16 protein-coding genes are annotated in these 22031 nt (G+C 55.5%); 1 reads left to right on the forward strand and 15 read right to left on the reverse strand.

Annotated features, from left to right (window positions below; all coding sequences use genetic code 11):
* Positions 1–635: 635 nt before the first annotated feature.
* The 15 genes from GXX57_06535 to GXX57_06605 all read right to left on the reverse strand — a co-directional run bounded on the left by GXX57_06535 (position 636) and on the right by GXX57_06605 (position 20555).
* Positions 636–1349 (reverse strand): DNA alkylation repair protein, encoded by a 714-nt coding sequence (locus GXX57_06535; GenBank protein HHV44305.1) that lies wholly within the window; start codon positions 1347–1349, stop codon positions 636–638.
* A gap of 115 nt (positions 1350–1464) precedes the next feature.
* On the reverse strand, positions 1465–2208 hold the full coding sequence (locus GXX57_06540; GenBank protein ID HHV44306.1) for a FadR family transcriptional regulator: 744 nt from the start codon (positions 2206–2208) through the stop codon (positions 1465–1467).
* A gap of 142 nt (positions 2209–2350) precedes the next feature.
* On the reverse strand, positions 2351–2920 hold the full coding sequence (locus GXX57_06545; GenBank protein HHV44307.1) for a hypothetical protein: 570 nt from the start codon (positions 2918–2920) through the stop codon (positions 2351–2353).
* A gap of 36 nt (positions 2921–2956) precedes the next feature.
* Complete coding sequence (locus GXX57_06550; protein ID HHV44308.1) at positions 2957–3940, reverse strand: hypothetical protein; 984 nt, start codon at positions 3938–3940, stop codon at positions 2957–2959.
* Positions 3941–3945: 5 nt separating this feature from the next.
* Entirely contained in the window at positions 3946–5223 is a 1278-nt protein-coding gene (locus tag GXX57_06555; protein ID HHV44309.1) for an extracellular solute-binding protein, read from the reverse strand.
* Between the two features lie 142 nt (positions 5224–5365).
* Positions 5366–6124, reverse strand: a complete 759-nt coding sequence (locus GXX57_06560) for a hypothetical protein (GenBank protein ID HHV44310.1) — start codon at positions 6122–6124, stop codon at positions 5366–5368.
* The gene (locus GXX57_06565; protein ID HHV44311.1) at positions 6061–6633 is read right to left on the reverse strand and encodes a hypothetical protein; all 573 of its coding nucleotides are present in this window, start codon (positions 6631–6633) and stop codon (positions 6061–6063) included. Before GXX57_06565 ends, GXX57_06560 begins: the two co-directional genes overlap by 64 nt.
* Positions 6630–7562 (reverse strand): dihydrodipicolinate synthase family protein, encoded by a 933-nt coding sequence (locus GXX57_06570; protein HHV44312.1) that lies wholly within the window; start codon positions 7560–7562, stop codon positions 6630–6632. Before GXX57_06570 ends, GXX57_06565 begins: the two co-directional genes overlap by 4 nt.
* Positions 7563–7756: 194 nt before the next feature.
* Entirely contained in the window at positions 7757–11659 is a 3903-nt protein-coding gene (locus tag GXX57_06575; GenBank protein ID HHV44313.1) for a hypothetical protein, read from the reverse strand.
* Between the two features lie 73 nt (positions 11660–11732).
* The gene (locus GXX57_06580) at positions 11733–12392 is read right to left on the reverse strand and encodes a hypothetical protein (GenBank protein ID HHV44314.1); all 660 of its coding nucleotides are present in this window, start codon (positions 12390–12392) and stop codon (positions 11733–11735) included.
* A 133-nt stretch (positions 12393–12525) separates the two neighbouring features.
* Positions 12526–13581, reverse strand: coding sequence for a LacI family transcriptional regulator (locus GXX57_06585; GenBank protein ID HHV44315.1), 1056 nt, complete (start codon positions 13579–13581; stop codon positions 12526–12528).
* A 176-nt stretch (positions 13582–13757) separates the two neighbouring features.
* Positions 13758–17177, reverse strand: a complete 3420-nt coding sequence (locus GXX57_06590; protein HHV44316.1) for a hypothetical protein — start codon at positions 17175–17177, stop codon at positions 13758–13760.
* Positions 17178–17235: 58 nt separating this feature from the next.
* Positions 17236–17907 carry a LamG domain-containing protein gene (locus GXX57_06595; GenBank protein ID HHV44317.1) on the reverse strand — a complete coding sequence of 224 codons (672 nt, stop codon included), beginning with the start codon at positions 17905–17907 and terminating at the stop codon, positions 17236–17238.
* 16 nt (positions 17908–17923) lie between these two features.
* Complete coding sequence (locus GXX57_06600; GenBank protein ID HHV44318.1) at positions 17924–19231, reverse strand: extracellular solute-binding protein; 1308 nt, start codon at positions 19229–19231, stop codon at positions 17924–17926.
* 316 nt (positions 19232–19547) lie between these two features.
* Positions 19548–20555: a hypothetical protein gene (locus GXX57_06605; protein HHV44319.1), complete on the reverse strand. Its 1008-nt coding sequence runs from the start codon at positions 20553–20555 to the stop codon at positions 19548–19550.
* Between the two features lie 355 nt (positions 20556–20910).
* Between GXX57_06605 and GXX57_06610 the strand changes: the two genes are divergently transcribed.
* Complete coding sequence (locus tag GXX57_06610) at positions 20911–21984, forward strand: hypothetical protein (protein ID HHV44320.1); 1074 nt, start codon at positions 20911–20913, stop codon at positions 21982–21984.
* Positions 21985–22031: the final 47 nt, after the last annotated feature.

Consider the following 22031-nt stretch of genomic DNA (forward strand, 5'->3'; position numbering starts at 1 on the left):
ACCAACGCTGGGTTAACCTAACAACTGGTTCGACATACCCGAATACATCACCTTCTTCACAACTTATTTACATAATTCTTAGCACTATTCCCTTAATTCAGATCGACTGGGTTAGCTGATCTGTTCCCTAATCAGAAACTGCTCGGCTGGTTGCTAAGAGGGTGCGAAATACCGGATAGAAACGGTCCGGACCTGAAGCTCCCATGAAATTCTTGAGAGGTTTGCAGCCGTTGGGATTTCTAGCTTGGAGGCGTTGTTTTGCCTTTAGTTTCTTGAGAGAAACGGATCCTCGGAGGTTCGCATTTTGGGGCATTCAAACGTGGTTTCAGAGTGGTACAGTTGCAACGAAAAGCCCTGGGTATAAGGGATTGACACCTAAAATTGGGGTGTCTCTTAGTTCCGCTTCCTGTCTCCCGCAAGCCTTTCAAGCAAGGCCTTTCGTGCCTCCAGCTTCTTTGGCCACAGGTTGCAATCGTGTCCTGTCGAGTGAGCAATTAACAAAACCCCGGGTGAGATTGCAATTGTCTGATATACCATCGCTGCATGTACTAGTTCTCCTGTTGCCCGAGAAGGCTTCTTTAGTACCAACGAAAAAGGGTTGAATTCCAAATGCCCGGTGTCAAAACCGCAGCGGACTAAATCAGTTGTTTTCGAAACTGTCCTTTGAGTTCTGGGTCGAATCGTTCGATGGCGTAGTTTAGCATTACCCGGGGCATTCTTTTGTAGTGGGTTTTGAGGAAATCAAATTCGGTCTGGAAATCCCGTTTGCCTATTTCCCTTAGCATCCACCCCACCGCCTTGTGGATGAGATCATGGGGATGGTCTAGTAGCATAGTGGAGATCTGTAAGGCGTCGTGGAAGTGGTTTTGCCTAATGAAATAGAAAGTGGCGATTATGGCGATCCGTTGGGCCCACATGTTTTCGGACCGGGCCAGCTCGTACAGAAGGCTTCGGTCCTGGCGGGGATAAAGGTACGCCCCTAGGATTTTGTATGCAGAGGTGTCCACCAAGTCCCAGTTGTTGACATAGGGAATGTTCCGCAGGTAAAGCTGAACGATTTCTTCCTGTTCCACGGGAGTTGCCTTTTCGAACTTGTAGTTCAATATGGTGAGGGCGGTAAGGCGATGTTCGTGGATGGGGCTTTGTAGAAGCTCTTCCGCCTCGGCCAGGGAGATTTTCCGATAGTATTTCCGAGCCACTTTCTGTTGGTCTGGAACCGAGATCCCGAGGAACTGGTCCCCTTCCCCGTAACCGCCGGGCTGGGCTTGGAAATAGCGTATGGAATGCTTGGCTCTTTCAGGGTTGGTGTACTTTGCTAGTTCCGCTTTCACTTGGCTTGTCAGGTCCATGGTCGATTCCCCTTTCCTAAGGCCTATGGTAACACAACTGACCCGCGGATAAAAAGTGGTTTTGCACGCGGGTGGGGAATCCTGTACACCGACGGTGTGGGGCCAAGCTGCGGCCCTAGCCTCCCTCCTGTTTCACGTACTGGAGACCCACCTGTTGCAGGGTGGTCCACGCCAGGTATTTATGCTTGATCCGGCTGAGGTGTTCTTCCAAAACCCCGTTGGCCCTTTGTAGATCCTTTCGACGCAGGGCTTCCAGGATTTTTCTGTATTCGTTTACCGTGTCGAAGGCGGTGGTGTTGTCTAGGTGGAGAAAACTGGACATGAGAAATTCTTCCATGAAGAACCTGCTAAAAAGCTCTAAGAGGCTGGCGAGCAGGGGGTTGCCGGTGGATCGGGCCAACACCTTGTGAAACCGGAAGTCGGACTCCGCGGGTGACTTGCCCTCGGTGATGGCTTTTTCCATGGTCGCGATGGCTTCTTCCATAGCTCCAAAGTCCTGTTCCGTGGCCCGTCGACAGGCTAGCTCCAGACAGATTTGTTCGTAGTACCGGCGCAGTTCCCACAGGTCCTGAAAGCTGTACTCCCCGATCTCTGACATGTACTGGAGATGATCTAAGAAGGGTTTTAGTCTTGGTGTACTGACGGTGATACCCTCCTTGGGTTTTACCGTTACCACTCCTAGGTATTCCAGGATTCGGATGGCTTCCCGGACCGAGGAGCGGCTTACCCCCATCTGTTCGCACAGTTCCCGCTCAGTGGGCAAAGGATCCCCGGGCCCTAATCCCTGGGTGATGATGTGTCTTTTAATCTCGTCGGCCACTGCTTGGTACAGGCTTTGCTTTGCTTGTCTTTTTAGCATGTTTGCACCATCCCAAAGCTCTATTCTGTGGTGTTTCGAAGAAAAGCGGTGTTTTTTGTGTTCGGAACGCGTGAACCCACAGTTTTACCGGTCCCAGGTGGTCTGTGTCCACCTGGGACCAGATTGGAACTAAAGTGTCTGGTTACTTGTTACGGTAAAGACAGACGTTATCTAGGTAGATGTCGTCATCGATACTGATTCCCTCGGGGGTAAGGAGGTCGAAGATCAGGGTTTGCACATCAGCCCAGTCCTCCACGTTAAAGGGGCCTGACAGGTTCACCCATCCGGAGTGTTCCGGCCAGACTGACCAGATCTCTGTAATGTCGACCGCGGTGCCCAGTTTGAAGGACCAATACCGGAAACGGACTCCCTTCAGGGCTGCCCCTGCGGGGATATAAAGATCGAAGGAGATCCAGTCGTACCCTGACAGCCGTTCCCGATCTGCTTCACCGATGGTGAGGTTGACCGGGTGACTCCAACCGGAGGGGGCGTGGAAATCAAAGAGGGAGATCCTTAAGGATCCTTCCCCTTCGGAGGCGAAGATGCTGAAGGTGTTGTGACTTACTGCGGTGCTGCCCCTGCCCCACCACCGCTGGACACCGTCGTTGAAATCCCAGGCCACAATGTGGGGCTGGTCGGAGGCGACAACTATGCTGGACAAGACGCCTAAGAGGAAAAGACACGCCAAAGGATAAAACAGCTTCTTGGTCATGGTTCCCTTTCTCCTTTCCGAATTGGTTTAGGCCAGTTACTTTCCCGACCACTCTTCCGCAAGGGCCTTATACGCTTCATAGGCTGCGGAGTAGACTACCCGTTGTTCCACCTTACCCTCCACCACCTCCAGTTCGCGGTTTAAAAGGCCAAATCCCATGGTGTTACCCGGTTCTTGGAAGCAGTACCAGAAGACGGGACCCTCTACCCCGGGGTTATTGGCGAGCCTTTGGTAGATGTCCACAAGATAGCGAGCCTTTGTCTCTTCGTCGGGCACCTTTCCCGGCAATCCTTGCCAGTGCTGGGCTGTATGGAAACCGATCTCGGTGATCCAGATGGGTTTGTCTGCGAAGGGGGTGGGAGCCATGAGCCGCTGAACGCTACGCAGCCTTGCTTCGGCCCGGGCGGGATCCGCTCCGTAAGGATGGTATCCGAAAAGGTCGCACCACCGCCAGGCTTCCAGCTCCATCAACTGGACCACATAGGGTTCCGCGTTGGATTCCGACACGCCCCCCAGCATGACCAGATCCTCCGGGTCCACCGCCTTGATGGCAGTGTAAGCTGCCTTTAGGAGGGTGACATAATCTGCTACGGTGCCACCCCAGAACTTGCCCAGATTAGGTTCGTTTTGGATCTCCCAAACGGCGATTTGGGGGTATTTGAGGACGATTTCCCGGACCCAATCCTGGTAGGCGTCAAGATCTTCGGGCAAGCTGTTTCCCACATTGAGGACACCAAGGGCTTTGATGCCCCAGGCTTCTAGGATGTCCAACTGGCGGTCCAGATCCGCCAGATTGGATTGGGGTGAAAACCCGAGGCGCAGCCATTGGACTCCGGCGCGGGCCATCTCCTTTACATCGGCGGTATAAAGCTGCCAGCCCAGTTCGTAGTAGCCACCTCCTACCCACTTGTTGAAGGAACCGTCGCAGACTCCGAAGAATTCCCTGTTCTCCGCGGCGAAGGCCAGTTGGGTGAACAACGGGAACAATAAGAAGAAGGCAAGCACTTTAAGATTTGTCATATTCATCACTCCCTATCCAGTACCCGGCGCAATTGACGGGCGTATTCCTCCAGAGCCAGTTCCAGGGGCAGACGCCCCGCTTCGATCAACTCCCGGGGGAACTCCACCGCCACCAATTCTGCGGCTTTGGGATGGAGGTACCGGTGGTCTAGTTCTACGTAGTTCACCGCCTGCAGGATGGTGGACACGTGCAGGGAAGGATACACGAAAGACTGGTGGTTGCTCCAGACGGGCCCTAACTCCTTGAGGGGTGGCACAAACTCCAGACCGGCAAAGACCGCGGTGGCCGAATCGGTGTTGTAGGCCAGGTACTGCAGCAGATGCAAGGCTTGGGCGGGGTTTTGGGTGGTGGCACCAATTCCCACCGCGTCCACCGACATACTGGTGGTCCGGGGATTGGTACCTTTGGGATGTACCCCAATATTCCAATCGAAGATCACATTGGCGGCGTACTGTGGAATGAGGTAAGCACCGACGCTATTCATGCCCAGTCGATCGGAGCCAAACCCATCCCAGCCGGCACCCAAGCCGTGGATGATAGCCTGGTTGGCCTGGGCACCGTAGTCTAGCATCAACTCTAAAGCCCGTTTCATACCCGCGATGGATTCCGGTTCCAGGAAATTCAGCTCTAGATTGGGTCCTAACCAGCCCTTGCCCCACATGCTAGCACCCGATTGCCAGGCCCAGTAGCCCAAGCCCCATTGATCCGTGCGGCCATCGCCGTTTAGGTCCGCGGTAAGCTTGACGGCGGCTGCCACAAATTCATCCCAATCCCAACGTTCCGATTCCCAGTCGGTGGCCGGGGGGACGACGGCATTGTAGGCGAAAAGCTGCTCGTTGTAGTACAGGACCACCGGGAAGACACCGATGGGCAGACCATAGACGGCATCCCCGAGGCTGAAAAACTCCAGGGTCTGGGGGTAATAGGCGTTGAAGTCTAACTCCACCTCGTATTCTGCCGCCAACTTGCGCAAATCTAGGAGCAGTTCCTCGTCGCCATTGACTTTCCAATCCTTATCTAGCTTCACCACATCGATGGGTACTCCTGAAAGACTGAGGATCAGGAAACGTTCATAAAGCGCATTCCAAGATGTGCCTGTAAAGATGAGGTCCACCTCAGCCCCATACTCCGCCTCATATTGGGCGAGGATTTCCTCCATGACAAACTGGTCCTTCGCTTGACCCTGAAAGAGGACCACTAAATCCGCGGCTGACGCTGCACCGGATAGCAGCACAATGAAAAGGATGACAACACCAATACAGCGAAACCATCCCTTTGTCATTTCCCTGTCCCTTTCCACAAACAAGCGAGTATTTCCCTTTCTCCACTTCCTTGCTACAACAAATCTAACTTGTGCGCATCTACTTTCCAGACTTCCGGGGGAGTTGTTCACCTCCTGTCTTGGGAGGTAGGTCCCTGTTTAGTTACTTGTTTTGATCGAACCCCTGGATGGCCTGCCACAGCCCATGGGTGGAGATATTCCAGGCCTCGTGCCAGGCGGCGCCGTCAAAACCCAGTTCCTGGACTTTGCGGGCGATCCTTGCCACCGCTGCGGGTGGCTTTGTATCCCCAGGAAACCGATTACTCCAGTCCCACAGCCGCACCCAGGCGTATACCGGTATGCCTTGGGCCGTTGCAGCCCTGACCTGGTTCAGGTGCTGGGCCACTGGTTCCCAGCCCAGGTCATAAAGATCGTAACCGGATCCGAGGATAAGGCCGTCTGCGATGCCTTTCCTGGCCCAGCTTTCCAGGTCCAAATGGATGGTAAGAGGCGTGGTGGGAATGCGGTTTCCAAAGGGTACCCCGATAATTAACTGTTGTCCCTTCCTTTGCAGGATGGCCTTCGCTTCCTTGAAAAACAAGGTGAGGAATTCTCCCTTGACCCGATCCCACCGTTCCACCGCAAAGGGTTCCCGTCTGATGTCTATTCCGTAAAGCCTTTGGTAGCGAGCGACGATGGGCTCGTTGAAACCGTAGGGGGCAGCACCAAAGGGTCCCTGATCGAGGTGGGGAATCTGTGCCTTGTGCATCCCTTGGTGGGAGTGGGTCCGGGGGCAAAGGAGGATGCCATCGAGGTCGTACTCCGCCACCTCCCTGATCTGGGCCAGGCGATGTTCTCTCACCTCCCGATGGCTGTAGGAGAGGACCCCCACCAATACTTTGTTCCAGTGGGGTCTTTCCACTGAAAGTGGGGGTATCGTCGGCTAAAGTCACTTTGCAGGCCAGGGAAGTAGTCGTCCCAGATGGTGATCCAGGCATAGATCCCTAGGCCCAGCTCCCTTGCACACTGGGTGGCCACTGCCAAGGGATCGTAGGAGCGGAGCACCGCTCCCATGAGGTTGGCCCGGGTCCTGTAGCCGGTACCCACAAACTCCCCTTCGTCTACTTCATACAGGGGGGTGCGGACCTTGCTGGGATAGGTTTCCTTGCCCACCGCGGACAGGCGCCAAAGCACCACATCCACTCCCTCTTTCCTAGCCCTTTCGAGATTGGCATAGATGTCCTCGGCAGTGTACATCCGGGGTGCTGTTTCGTAGACATAATCGAAGAAGTCCACGTTGTACAGGGTGAGGAAGTCTCTTTTAGGCGCAACCTTCGCCTCGGCACCTCTTTTGCAAATCTGCCCTAAGAACAGCAGAAGGATGAAACCTGCTACCAAACCCACAACATTGGCTGGAAAACAGCCCATCATGGTCGGTCACCTCCCGGAAGATATTCAGCGGGGATCCCTTCGGCTAGCAGCCGATCCACCGCGTATTTTCCCCTAGGACCCAGTTGTGGGTAGGTCAAGCTGATGTCCGAGGAAATGACACCAAGGCGTTGCAGGGCGTATTTGGTGGCCGTTAACCAGTGCTTGTTCTTTTCTCCGTAAAGCTGGCGAAGAAGCCGATTCAACCGTTCCTGTAGCCTTAGGGCCGCGATGTAGTCTTCTTTGAGGGAAGCCTGATAGATCTTAAGCGGTATCTTTGGAAAGACGGTGGAGATGCCGGCGATGGCACCGGCTGCCCCGTAGAAAAGTCCCCCGGCAATCTGGGACTCATCTCCCTGGAAGACTTCTACTCCGTAGGTTTTGCCTAGCTCCACTAGGTGGTGAAATAGGCTTGCCCTGCCGGAGCTATCCTTTAGGGCGTGTACCTGGTCTTGCTCCAGGATCCTTCGCATGGTGTCCCCTTCCAGGGGGTAATTGGTGAGGACGGGATTGTGATAAAACAACAGATCCATGGATAGGGTGGTAGATAGTTCTCCCATCAGGTTAAGAAGGTAGTCCGGATCCCGGCGGGGAAAGAAATAGGGTTGCATGATCCCCAAAAGACCGGCACCGGTTTGGGCCAATCTGATTGCCCCTTTGATGATCTCCTGGTTACTGTGTCCGGCAATCACTGGGATCACCGGGCACCGATTCCTTACCTGTGTCACCACTGTATGGACGAGGACTTCTTTTTGCTCTAAGCGCAAGGCGGGCCCCTCCCCCATGGTTCCGCCCACAAAAAGTCCATGCGCACCTTGCCCCAGCAGATACTCCACTAGCCTTTGGGTGGACTCGATATCCACCTGGTAGCTGGGGGTTAAGGGGGTGACCATGGGGACGATTATGCCCCGGAGAGTGTGTGGATTGCCCATAGAGAATTCCCCATTTCTGACCATGCTATTGGAGTATATGATCAGACCAGGGAAATTAGAACAAGCGGTGGTTTTCAAGGGGTGAAGGCTTGGCGGAAGCGGAGGCAGCCTCTTCCCTTGGGATCTGCCCAGGGTCGATGATCAGACCAGGGAGGGAAAAGTGAAGGGCCAGCCTTTGGGGCTGACCCTTTTGCTTACGGTACTAAGGTCATCCAGGGGAATTCCACCAGTTCACCGTTGGGCCGTATTCCCTTTAGCCGGAACTGGAAGGGTGTGTCCTCGGGTACGGGTACGGTGAATTCAAAGGGGAAGCTGAAATCTTCGATTTCCCCCGGCTCTTCTCCTATCCGGTATTCCAAGGTGACCTCTTTCAGGGCCGTCTGCTGGGCTTCGGTGTAGATGTACGCGGTGGTAAGGTCGCGGCCGAAGCGGAGTAGCATGCCCCGGATGAGCCCATAGGGGGTCTTTGTTTCCGTGAAGCTCTCCTCCGAAAGACTGGGGGTAGCCGAATCTAGTAGCTTGCTTTGGAACTGGGTCTCGATCTTTACTCCCCGAATGGCCAAGGCGGTAATCCCCTTGGGACTGAGGGTGACGGTGACTCTGCCCTCTTCCATCGTCAGGGAAGGTTGTCGTTGGTTGTCCACCCACAGGTCCACGGGATACGCAGTTCCGGCCTGAAGGGGCAGCACCTCTTGGTTGACGGTTACCGTGGTGGTAACCGGCTCGTTGCTGCTGTTGGTGAGGGCCACATACAACGTATCCTCATCCCGGGCGGCAATGTAGTTCACTTGGATATGATCGACGTGCAAAAGCCCCAAGGGCATATACAACCAGACGTTTTCATGGCCATAGAAGCTGCCGGGTTTGCTACCATAGACTTTGCTGCGGACATAGCCGTACCCTTCGGCAAATTCCGAGGGGAAGCTGATCTGTCCGCGGCTACGGTCAAAAACGTCGCTCACCATGAAGTCGAACAGCAAGCTGATGTGCGGCCAGATATGGTTGTAGTGGAAGGTGTTGTAGGTCAGTTCTTCATGCTCATGATAGGGATAGTCCACCTTCTCATAGACCGTGGTCCGCTCGGTATTCATGTGATACCCCGGGAAGTTTAGGTACCGGCCCACAATGGCTGCCCGGCCAATGTCCCTTAAGAAGGGATCGTCACCGTAGTGGGCCAGGCGGAGGAAATAGGCGGCGTGGTTGGCCATGAAGATGGCCCGATGACCATGGGCGGTGCCGGAGGATTCGGCGGTAAGGCCGATCTCCGATAGACGCCAGGCGGGGACCATTTCTTCCGGAGCGTCCATGGGTTCCGGTCCCCGGGCATACCAGTACTTGGATGCTTTCCCGCCGGGATTGACTAGGATCTCAGTATCAGGGATCCGGGGGGCCATCCAGATGAAGGTGCTAAACAGTCGTGCTGCCCGTACTGCCGCTTCCAGATGCTTGGGGTCCTTGGTTTCTTCGTAAAGCTCTAGTAGGAAGAAGAACTCCGGCGAATAGCTATTCCAGAAGAAGGGGCTGCCGCCGAAGGTGCGCTGGGGCCGATCGATGCGGTCGGCAATGTACCGGTTGGCACCCTCGATGGCTGCTTCCAGGTAGGCCGGGTCCCCGGTGAGCCGGTACATGGCCAGGGAATTTTCCCAGGACTTGCCCAGCTGCATACCGTTGGCGTTCTTGCCATAAGGAGCGTTGTACATTTCCTCGGCGAAATGGCTGAAGATGGGACTTCGGCCTTGGGAGAAGTGGTACAGGGCGACCAGCTCCGAAAGGGCGTAGGCCGGTCCAGCCAGCACATGGGTAGCCCCTTGGCCGGTGACTCCCTCCTCTAGCGCGAACAGCGACTTCTGTCGGGAAAAGAAAAACTCCATGATGGGCAGGGCCCGGCGGTGGTAGATCTCCTCCCGGTCGGTAACGAAGGCCATGCTTAAGGGATGCAAGGCGGAGATGTTTTTCACCGAACCGGGGACGTCGGTTTTGTAGGAACTACCCCGGTGTTCTGCATCCCAGCCGCTGTAATGATCATCGAGGGCGTAGGTAATCATGTTTTCCAGGGTATCGTTGAGGGAACCGCCCACATTGATCCGGTAATCCGCGAAGGCAAAGGCATTGCGGGCTACGTATTCGTAGGCCGCAAGCCAATCCCCCGGATAGGCAAACAGCCTTAGCCGGAAGGTGTAGGTCTGTCCGGCTTGCATGTAGGATTCGGGTCCCCCCAGTACCGGGGCAAAGAGCATGGATTGCACGAGTCCTTCGGGATTACGCAGGGCTACGCCAAACCGGGAATTGGTGGCGGTGGGCAGCCGGAAAGGCATCTCCTCTGGATCAGCCATCACCCCGATGGTTACGTCCTTGATGGTCACGAAGGTGGTGGGCAGTGGACAGTTGAACTCCGTGGTCAGATAGGAATCATCGGGGAACCGTAGTTCCTGCCACACCAAAGGTTGCCATAGGCTGTCCACATCGGCAAGCCGGGCTTTCGGAGCTCCGGTATACCCGATGGAGTACCAGCCGGACTGTTTCGGAGTAAACTGGAAAACCAGGGCCACTTCGTAGGGCCCATCCAGAGGGATTACTTCCGCGGAAAAGTCGAAGGCGGGGTTAGGGGCAAATTCCAAAGCTAGTACCCCGTCCTTCCAGTGGGCCTTGCTGGCTAGGATTTTGGCGGAGCTTTCCGCAGCTACGAAGAGGTTGCGGGTCTGACCGCTCATATCCACTTTTTCCTGTTCGAATTCATGGGGCAAGAATCCGGCCACATCTCCCACGGTCCCGCCGGGGGCCACCCAGGTGGGAACGCTGTAGCTGAGGTGGTCTAAGGCTCGGAACCGCAACCCCGGATTACTGCTCCGATAAAGGACCGTAAACTCCGGGACGAAGAGGGAACCGATGAGTTCCTGCCAGGGTCCAAGGGCCTTTAACCCAAAGTCTGTGAGTTTTTGTTGTGTTGGTTCAACATTAGGGGCCAAAAAGGGCCAATCGATGGAAGTGTTGATAGGTTCCATTTGTTCTTTCTCACTCCAGATGCTCAATTCCAGACTGCGCACCAGCGGTTCACAGGTGAAGGACAGGCGCGTTTCCATATTGGCTGTTAACGCGATCCTTTCATCGAGTAAAGTGATTGTCCTTTGGTCCTGGATGCCGGTCAGTCTGAGGCGAAGATCCTGTAGATCCACATCGGAGGTGATGGCCACCTCGCCCGGGACGGGCTTCCTTTGTTCGCCTAGGATTAGAGGGATGAAGATCCTAGGTTCGACGTGAGGTGGAATCACATCTACGGTGGTCCGGGCCACCTCTTGGACGTAATCCTCCAGACAATACTCCAGGGCTACTTCATATCTGCCGGGGACCAACGAGGTGGTCAACTGGGTGGAAAACTCCGCCTCAGCCGCGGCATGGGAAAACAGCTCCCTTCCCTCCCAGGGCCCCGGTGTCCGTACCACTCCCCGCAGAACCCCAGGCAACGGGCCACTGGTCCTGATGACCTCGGCCCAGGCTTCTTCGGTGCTGTAGAGCCGGAAACTGGTGGCATCGGTGCCGTGGATCTGGAAGTACACGTTCTCAAGTAAAACAGGTTTTCCTAACCGTTTGTAGCCTGCAAAGACTTCCCATTGTCGGACCTCGATTGGTAGATCGTCTTCGGCAGCGGCCAAGGGCAGAAAGGCCTTCCCTACCCAAGGCACGAAGGCAAAGCCTTGAAAGATCTCCTCCCCTGCGGTGAGGTCCACTAAGCGTACCGCACATTCCCCGGTGTTCTGATCAAAGGACAGTACCGCTTCGTATTCCCTTCCCTGCCGGAGGAGCCGGGTCCTTTCCAAAAGGGTTAAGGAGAGGTCTTCCTCCGGGGAGTGGTAATCTAGGCTAAGCCGCCAAGCGGTGCCAAACCAGGTGGATTGCACCGCGGTGGCGGTGAAGGTCAAGCGTTGCTGGTTGTCAGCTGCTACACCGCCCAGCAAGATGGCGGTGTTGGCCTTCAGCTGTTCACTTTTTAGATAGATGACGGATGTAATCGTCAACTCGTCCTGCACGGTGGCCCCTATTCCTGGGCTAACGGAAACTACTAACAAAACCACAAGCAGGCCGAGCAAAAGGATCTTCATGTTCTGCATTAAACCTTAGGCCTCCCTTTTCCCCAAGGAACGCTACTTTCCTGCGCACTTCGGAAAAGCTGCTCTAGTAGACGATTAAGGTGTCCACGTAGACCGGTTTCGGTTGGACCATGTGGGTGTAGACGGTGAACCCCACGATCTGAATCTCCGTACAGGCGGGATTTCGGAAGGGAGCCCGGGCCACGGGGAAGTCGAAGTTGTCAATGTAGATGTCGTAGTACTGCTCCGGGATGTTTAGCTCCAGTTTTACATCGATCCACTGCCGGGCGGGATACTTAACATCTAGGATCCGAAAGGCCGTGTCATAGTAGCGCAGGCTGCCTTCGTTGTGGAAGTAAAGGCTAGGGCCGTCACCGTAGGGGGAACCTTCCAGGGGTGAGGCAAAAATGATCAGGCTCCGATCTACGTTGGACTCCAAGTAAACGGAAGCCTCGATGGTGAGCTTGTCGGTTACCGGTTCCGGTAGGATGTAGTAGAAGCAATCGCCGATCATACTCAATTCGTTGGGCCCCATCAGCTTGATGCTGCGTCCGCTCCGGCTAGGAGCCTCCACCACCACCGGTTGGGAGCCTTCATGTTGGAAGCCCCTAACCCCGTCCAGTTCTGTCCAAGGACCCAGGGGTTCTTCGGCAAAGTCGAGAACATAATAGGGTTCTTGTGCAGAGACGGTGGTGATGAGTAAAAGCATTAGGATTGGTAGCCACAGTTTGATGATTCTATTCATGGGTTAGTCCTCCTTCAAACTCGGTAAATCAGTGTGCTTTGTACCTGTGGGTCCCTTGCTCCATGGGACCCCGTTGTTTAGGTACCGGCGGGAGGCCTTCTATTTCCAGATAAAGAAGACCCGGGTCCTTCCCTCACCCGCACTTTCTGGCCTGGGCCCGCTCGGTGGATTGTCTTGGCACCATTTCCGTGGGCAGGGTGATCCGCACCGGGGTGCAGGGCCCCTGGGTCACCTGTTGGATCAAGCGTTCAAAGGCCACCTTGCCCATGACCTGCTTGGGTACTGCCACCGTGGTAATGGTGGGACTTAGGGATATGTTGCTAATCTCATTGCCATAGCCGGCCAGGAGGATGTCCCTGGGTACTTGTAAACCCTTTTCCATGATGGCCTGTAAGGCCCCCAGGGCCATGGCATCGTAGGCACAGGCGATGCCGTCTACCCCCTCTTCCAGCAATTCCAGGGCGAGGGTATAGCCACTCTGGAAGGAGAAATCGCCGTGCTTCACCAGTTCCTCCGCGATGCCTACTTCCTGCTCCCCGTGGGCCAGGTAGTATCCTGCGAGCTTATCCTTGCTGGTCTCAGAGTTTTTGGGGCCGTTCAAAAGGCCGATGCGCCTTGCGCCCGCCTCGAACATGTGCCCAATGACCTCCTTCATCCCCCGGAGATTGTCGGCCACCACCGCATCGATATCCGGGGAATAGGCAATGCCCACGGTGACGATGGGCAAATTGCGGGCCATAAGCACCTTCATCACGTGGTCGGGCATGACTCCCCCCACCACGATGTACCCGCAGAGGTTGTCGGTGTAGAGGCTACTGGGCAGCTGACTGCTCTCATCATCATAGGTGCAGATGATTAACTGCAGCTCATAGTCGGTCTGGCGGGCGATCTGCTCGATGCCATCGAAGACGTCCTCATCGAAGCACCAGCCCACCTCTAGCCCCGAGCTTTTGTTCTGGTAAAACGAACGATCCCGGGGGAAGACTACCGCCACATGCCTCTGCCAGGTGTCCCCGTCACCGGGCAATTCCGGAATGGGCTTAGAGTAACCCAGTTGCCTGGCGGCGAAGATCACTTTGCGCCTGGTTTCCGCGTTGACATTGCCCTTGCCACTGAGGGTTCGGGATACGGTGGCCGGAGAGACTCCACTTACCCTTGCTATGTCCCGTACTGTAACCATCTTTTCCATCACATCCGTTCCATATGTTCCATATATCGCCTGCTAATCTCTTATTCGTGGTTGAACCGCCAATTCCTGTTAAAGGGGCTTTCGGTTTGTCTTTGCCCTCCTAAGGGAGGGATATATGCTCTCGGCATTCCCTCCCCCAAGGGAACGCTGCTTGTTTCATAGCAGACCATCCTGTTTCATTGCGGCTGTAATGTCCCCTTGAGATGGAGCCAGGGACTGGTCCTAGTGCGCCCGAATTTGTCCACAAACTCCAATTGGAACCAGAAATCTTCACTGTCGGTGACCTTCACGGTAAACTCAAAGGGAAACTCCTTCTTCTCGATCACCTGTTTGTGGTCTTCGTTTAGGGTATAGTAGTGTAGTCGTATTGTCTCCACCATCCCCGCCAGGGAGTTGGTGTAGATGTACGCGTAGTAATGGGTGGTGTCGGTTTGGATCACCGCCCCGTAAATGTCCTTGGACACGAAGTCATAGGTGGGGTACATCAGGTAGGCGTCCTCGCCTTTCACCGGGATGTCATTGATGTGGTGGGTGGCCACTTGGATCTGGGTGCCATGGACCACCAGGGCCACTTCCCCCTTCCCGGGGACGACAAGGTCCATACTGTGACCAGACACTGTCCTACGCTCCCACTCCCCCTGTCGATAGACACTAACCTCCACCTCAGCGGTGTCCAGACCGAGGAGGTTTTCATTCCACCGGACCGTGACCCTTTCGTCCCCGGGGGACTCGTTCATCAGGTAGACGAAGAAGGCCTCTTCGTTATGCCCGGTGATGTAATTGATGGCCGGGTTGTCCAGGTGCAACACCTCCCGGTTGATCCAGGGCCACACCCGGTCATAGTGGAAGAATTGCCCCGGCGCATGGCCATAGAGACGATCACTGAACCAGACGTATCCCTGTTGCCGCACCCAGGGAAAACGGATTTCCCCTTGACTGCGATACTGGGCCTCGGCCAGGAGAAAATCGATGGTGTAGGCCAACTGGGGGATGATGTGGTGATAGTAGATCGACGTGGTATCCGGTCCCACATAGGGGAAGTCCGGCTGCATATAGATGGTCGAAAAGTGATTTACATAGTAGCCGGGGTAATTGGCAAAGCGGCCAAGGACCGCATTGCGGGCGAAGGTCCGGTAGATCTCATCACCGGTCAGCTCCGTCAGCCGCACCAGATCCGCGGCCCAGTTGGACATCAGGACTAGACTGCCGCCCGAGGACATATGGGTGATGGGTTGTTCAAAGCCCAGGCCCACCGGCGAGACTACCCACGCGGGCACTTCTTCGATGAGGATCTTGTCCGCCTCCAGGGGGAATCCCAGGCGGAACCGTTCATCGCCATACCACCAGGTGGTCCGCACCCCGTATTTCAACACCTCTTCCAGGGAGATCTGCACCGAGCCATCGATCACCGGCGGTTGGGTCCAAATGCCCGTCAGTTGCCAGTGGGCTCCCTCCTTGGCCCCCTCCAGGATAAAGTCTTCAGGATGCAGGCTGTACAGGTCAATGAAGTTGGCCCAATTGGGGATGAACATGTGGTTGAAGAAGGGTTCTAGTCCCAGATCCTCCCTTTGGGGAGCTAGCATGCGCCGTTGGAAATAGGTCCTGGCGGAATTAAGGGTGGTCTCCAGCAAGGTCGGATCCCCGGTGGCCAGGTACCCGGCCAACTCTTCGCCGAAGTGGGGTACCGCATACTCGCTACTGTAGGTGCGGACCAGTCCGTCCCGGATCCACATGTACTTGTAGAGGGCTGGTGTCAGGCGGTCGGTCAGCTCCCACAGGGCATAGTAGGTGGAGGCTCCATACCAGGTGTTAGGTCCGCCCAGGGTGGTGTAAAGGTCCGAATCAGCATCCTCCAGCTGGTAGGTGAAGTGGGGGATCTTCCGGGAAAGCATAAACTCAATGGTGGGCAGGGCCCTTCTTTCAAACAGTTCCTCGCTGCCGGTCAACCGGTACAAAGATACCAGTGTGGCCGGGGAGGCATGGGTCACGGTACTTTTGATCTCAATGTTTAGCGGCCCCTTCCCTTGGGTGTTCCAGCCGCCGAAGCAATCATCCATCAACAGCTCGATCATGTTGAACACCGCATCGTTGAGGCTATACCGCCAGTTAGTGCGGTAATCCTCCACCCCGTACTCTTCTGTTACTAAAGTGCGGAAGGTGGCAAACCAGGTTTCCTCCTCCACCAGAACCCGCAGGGAAAACTGGAAGCTTTCCCCCGCTTCCATCCAGGAGGCCTCGGAGCCTAGGATGGGTGCAAATAGGCCCGGCTGCACACCTCCTTCGGGTCCCTGGATGGTGAGGCCAAAACGGGAATTCTCAAAGCGGGGCCAGCGAAAATAAAGTTCTTGCCTTGCGGGAGCTAGACCATAGGTCAGGGTGTGGTCTTCTTGGGTCCGCTGTACCAAGGCCACGGGTGTGGGCGCGTAAGCCTCGATATTCAGCCGTGGCCCTTGGGGCAGGCGCTTGCTGTGCCACAGATAGGGCAAAAGGAGGAAATCGATGTCTTCTAAGGCAGATTGGAAAAAGCCCACGAAGGCCATGCTGTAATAGCCTGCCTTTTCGGGGTAAAGGCGCAGGGTCACTGTTGGATACCGGTTGTTTTCTTCCAATTGCCAATCGGCTTCGAAGACAAAATCTGTCCCCCGGCCCCGGAGCCTCACGGTCTGGGCATCCAATACTTCCAGTTCATCACAAAAGACCCAGTGGCGAATACCCGCGGCAAAGGGATCCTGGGTCCAGGTCTGGGTTTGGGTGGCTGTGTCTCCCAGGTTTATCTCACTGACCACGTTCCAGCCGGGGAAATAGTCCGAGGCTCGGCTGAGGTTGCCTTGGGCGGAGTAAAGGACCAGGTAGGCTTGTTGTAAGGGATCGAGGTTTGCATTGAGCCAAACACCTGACGAATTGATCCAAAGCTCCGGATGGATCCACTGTCGGGTGGTATCGGAAAATCTCTTAAACTCTAGTCTTACATAGGGATTCGCCAGGGTATAAAGCTCTTCTGACTGCACTGGCCCTGTGATCAAAGCCGCCGGCGAGGAGGCCTCTTCCGCCAGGAAAGCAGGCACCGGTTCCTGCTTGTAGGTTTTGGCCAAGGGAGAATTGGGATCGTTAGGCGGAACGAAATGGGGATCGGTGGTCAGGATCAAACTATCGATGCGGGCATAATAGGCCGAGGTATCCTGGAGCCGGACCAGGGTATTCCCCGGTGCTAGGAAGAAACTGCCGCCGTATTCCCAAGCCCAACTATCCTTACCATGGCGGCCGAAAAGTTTCTCCACAGGTACACCATCGACCACCAGGGAGAAGAAGCGGGTTCCCTGGTTGGTGGCAAAATCCCGGCTGCGTACCCACAGGTGCCACTCCCCTGCTTCCGGAATCTCTACGTAGGTGAAGGCGTCTTGGACCTTAGATCCTGGTGCCGTGAGCCCCTGCAGGATCCGGCCGCCGAAGGTATCCCTTTGGGTTGCCACCACCCAGGTCCCTGTGATTTCAAAGTCCTCCGCCTCAAACCAGAGGATGTGGGCATGGGTTACATTCCCCCAAAAGCTACAAGCAAGAAGGAACAGCCCTAGGAGTAGGCTGGCAGACCTCAGCATGTTCGGTGCTCTCCTTTCAGGATCGCTGCCGGGGAAGTTCCCCGGCAGCGGTGGGCCCTTAGCGGATAATCAAGGAATCGATATAGACGGGTCCGGGCTGGTGGGTGTGGGTGTACATGGCAAAACCCACCGACTGGATCTCCTCACAGGCGGACTCCCGGAAGGGCGCCCGAGCCACCGGTGTGGTGAGATCATCGACGTAAATGTCGTAGTATTGTTCCGCTACATTCACTTCGACCAAAAGATGTATCCACTGTCCTGCTTTGTAGGTGGCGGTGGTTTCCCGGAACGCGGTGTCGAAGTAGCGGATCTCACCGTTGTTGTACAGGTAAAGGCTTACCCCATCGCCGTAGACCGGTCCCAAGGGACTGGAGGCGAACAAAATCGCACTGCGATGGACGTCTGTCTCCGCGTAGACCCAAGCCTCTATGGTGAGTTTATCCTTCACCGGTGTCGGAAGCTTGTAGTAGAAGGCGTCGCCCCAGTTTTGGCTGGCCGGGGCGGTGATCATGATACTCTTGCCCGGCCGATCGGGGGATTCCACCACTTGGGGCTGGGTATCGGCCCGGATCAGACGCACGTTCTCGATGGGGGTCAAGGGACCCAGGGGTTCGTCGTCAAAGTCCAATTCAAAGTATGGTTTGTCGCTTTCCTCTGCCGCAAAGAGCAGACAACCGCTTACCGAAATCAATAGACAGAGGGTGGCAAGGAAAAGAACCAGCTTTCTCATTGTGCATCCACCTTTCCTATAACCCCAGTCCCTGCCAGAATTCATCCAGCCTCAGCTGCAATTGGGTTCGGGCGGTCTCCATGGCATTGAGGGAACTGGTTTCCCCGAAGGCCACTTTACGCAGCATGTCGGAGACGATGGTGGTCCAACCGCTGATGGCCGGCTCCCGACTGGGGATGGCGTTCATGATGTTGTTACCGATCACTCCCACGTAGGGGTTAATCTGGAAGAAGTCATCTTGGATGTTGAATTCGATGGCCGCGCCGGGTCTACCCTGCTGTACTACGAACCAGCCGCCACCCTCCAGTTCCATGGTGAGGAACTTGACGAAAAGCCAGGCCGCTTCGGGATGTTTGGCCCGGGCGGGGATACCATAACCCCAGGTGAGCCGCAGCTCAGGCTGATAGGGTTCGCCGGTCTTGGTGGGTACCGAGGCCACGCCGAACTCCATTTCCGGAGCCTGGGCCTGGATCATGAAGTAGTGGTAATCTTCTCCCAGGGCCATCGCGGCTTTGCCCTGGATGTACCGGGTAATATCCCAGGTGTGCAGGCGTTCGATGGCCACCCGTCCCCGGTTGATCTGGTTGGTGAAGTCCGCCATCCAGTCTAGGGTTTCCAAGGCCACGGAGTTAGGGCCCATCAGTACGGTCCGCCGATCCTCACTGAAGAGGCTGCCTCCGGCCGCGTTCACCCAGGCCTGATACTGACTGGGCATCTTGTGCTCAAAGACGTCGATCCCAATCCGAGTGAGGTTCCCATCCGCGTCGGTCTCGGTGAGTTTCCGGCCGATTTCCGCCAGTTCGTCGAAGGTCCTGGGAACCAGTTGTTCACTGATGCCCGCAGCATCGAAGATATCCTTGTTGTAATAAAGGTAGTTACCGGCATTGATCAACTGGGGCAGGAAGTAGATGCCCTCGATCCGGCCGTAGGGATCTTCCAAGGACTCGATAACTGTGGGATAGAAGATGTCCTCCAGGTAGATTCCGTCCTTCTCTAGGAAAGGACGCAGATCCAACATACCATTGTACATGCCCAACTCCACACTGAGATCCCGGCCGATCATCGCCACATCGGGGGGAGAGCCAGCGGCTACCGCGGTGACCAATTTGTCCCGCAGGATCAAGTCACTATTACCAATGAGTTGCGCGTTGACCTTAATCCCTGGATAAAGAGCTTCGAAGCGACTGATCACCTCATCCACCAAGTACAGCCGGTCGCCGGTCCAGATGTGCCAGAAGTCAATCTCGATGACCTCGGCCCAGACCATACCATAGCTGCACAGGACGATGAGGCCTAGCAACACCAACACACTGATTCGTTTCACAAAGATTCCTCCTTACATATTGGGTTGGCTCCTGCTGTTGCCATGCTTAGACTTGTTTCTCCTGTTGCAATATGTGCCTCTTGTTTCTCTTGCGATGTAATACTTCGACGCCATACAGGAGATTTCCTTTTTCGGAAACGATAAACAAGACATAATGTAGAAAAAGATTAGAGGCCTTAGAATTGCCGTTGGGAGTATGTGCTTGTTGTTGCATAAGGTGGGATATCGTGAAACAAGAGGTGTGTGGACCTGGTTGTCTTGAAACGGATGAAACAAAAGCCGGAGGGGGATCTCTCCCACCTCCGGCACGGTAGGCTTAGTAATGGTGGCGCAGGAAGCGGTCCTTGGCCCACTGCACCCATTCGGGTTTGACGCCGAGGACATCCCACTGGGGATAGTCTTTAGCGATGAAACCGCCACCCTGGCCGAGGTAACGGATCATGTCGTCTGCGGTTTTTTCGATTAGCTCCCTGTTGCCTGTGGGCATCACCTTCTGGATGTCCACAGGCGACCAGAAGGTCAGCTGGCCCGAGTATTGGGACAGGTATTCCAAACCAAAGAGGTTGGGCTGGTCCAGTTGGAGGACGTTGACTCCCACCTCGATGAGATCAGGGATGATCTCCGCAATATAGCCACAGGAATGCATGAAGACCTTCATGCCGTGATCATGGGCCAGTTTGCACAGTCGACGGAAAGTGGGTCCAAAAAGTTCCCTCCAGCTGGCTGGGCTGATCAGCAACGCCTCCTGGGTTCCCCAATCCTCGGCAAACATGATTCCATCGAAGCCCGCTTCGCCATAGTAGATGATGCATTCCCCAAGCAAGGCTTCCACCCGACTACTTAGTTTTAACACCTCGTCCCTAGCCAGGAGGGTATCGGCCAGGAAGTTCTCCATCCGCCGCATCTTCCGCAGGATGTTGAAGGTGAACCCGGGCAGACCCCCCAACAGGTAGATGTCCCGGAAGCGTTCTCTGATCTCGGGCAGTCGTTCCACGTCGATTTTCGCCGGGCGCGGAAGGGTGAGTTGGTCTACCTTGTGGTAACCCTCTTCCAATACTCCCCGGATCACTTCCCCTTTACTCGCTCCATCCAAACGGCCCCAGATGTTCCCCCATTCATCTTCATATACCATACCCCGGAAATGGGGGACCTGGGCCAACAGCTTGGGATGATATCCCCACTGCCGGTGTTCCTCGGGCCGACCTTCCCGCTCCCAGCGGATGCCGGCGGTGCGCAGATCCGAAGGACCACCGATAAAATCCCAGCCGATGCGTTCTGGGTGATCAAACTCCACTACTCGCCTGATGAGTTCTCTGCTGGTCATGGTGCTTCCTCCAAAGGTTTTTCTAGGTTCCCATGGAATCTACTATTATTCTACCGGAGACAGGCGCCCGCGGACATGTACAATCTTAACCTAAGCTTGGACTTAATCAGGAAGATTGACCAGTAACAGATGAGTTCCCTTTGCCGCGACCTTCATCTTGCCTTGGAGAGGGCTTTTCAGGATGTTCTTCTCAGACAATCACCCCCCGTTGGTGCGGCACACTCTTTTTTGGATGCAGTACTAGTTACCAGGGAAGAAACATGCTAAGATGGTGGAAAGTCCACGGGTTTTATGCTCGGTGGAAAACGGCACGGATTATTCGCAAACGGCTAGGCTTGGGAAAGGATGTCTGTCCATGGAATTCAGTTTGAAACCAGATTTTGCCGAAGTCAAGAAGCGCTACGACGCCTTCTGGGAGCGGGCCATTGTGGATCGGCCACCGGTTAGTGGTGTGCGCTTTCTGGCCCCGGATAGAAAGCCTCTTCCCCAGAAGGAGTATGCTTCCCAAAGGGAACGGTGGTTGGATGTGGCCTTTCGGGCGGAGCAACTAGCCATCGATGCCTTTAACTATGTTTACCCCGCTGACACCCTGCCGGTGGTTTGGCCTAACTTAGGACCGGAGATCTTCAGTGCCTGGTGTGGCTGTGCCTATGAGTTTTCCGCTTCTACCGCCTGGACCCGGCCTTGCATCGAGAATTGGGAAACCGATGCTGCCGAAGCGGTCTTCGATCCGGAAAATCCCCTGTTCAAGGCCATGGTAGAATTTACCGAGGAGCTATTGGCCCGGGGCCAGGGGCATTTTATTGTGGGTCTCACGGATTTTCACCCGGGGGCGGATCATCTGGCAGCCCTGCGGGATCCCCAAAGGCTGGCGATGGACCTGATCGACCATCCCACAGCGGTAAAGGAGAAGCTGTTGACCGCGACCCAGGAGTATTTCCAGGTCTACGACATCTTCTACAACATGTTGCGGGGGGCCAAGATGCCCATCACCTCCTGGTTGCCGTTGATTCATACGGGCAAGTACTACATTGTCTCCTGCGACTTTTCCTGTATGATCAGTCCCCAAATGTTTGAGGAGTTTATCATGCCGGTTTTGGTGGAAGAGTGCCGCTTTCTGGAGCGTTCCATCTACCATCTGGACGGACCCGGGGCTTTGAAACATCTGGATATGATCCTCAGTATTCCTGAGTTGGATGCGGTCCAGTGGGTACCAGGCGCCGGAAACGAAGGCTATGCCCGGTGGGTGGAGGTCTACCAGCGGATCCAGCGGGCTGGCAAAGGGATGCAGTTGGACGTCCATGTCAGTGAGCTGCCCCTGGTCTTTGAGACCCTGCGTCCGGAAGGTGTCTGGTTCCACCCCATCCGAGGCATCACGGATCCCCAGACCCTAGAGACGGTGCTGAATCGTGTAGCCCAGTGGAAATAGGTAAAGGGCAATGGGGGAAGGAACCTGCCAAAAGGGGGTTCCTCCCC

The sequence above is a fragment of the Bacillota bacterium genome, from assembly GCA_012839765.1.
Taxonomy (GTDB): domain Bacteria; phylum Bacillota; class Limnochordia; order DUMW01; family DUMW01; genus DUMW01.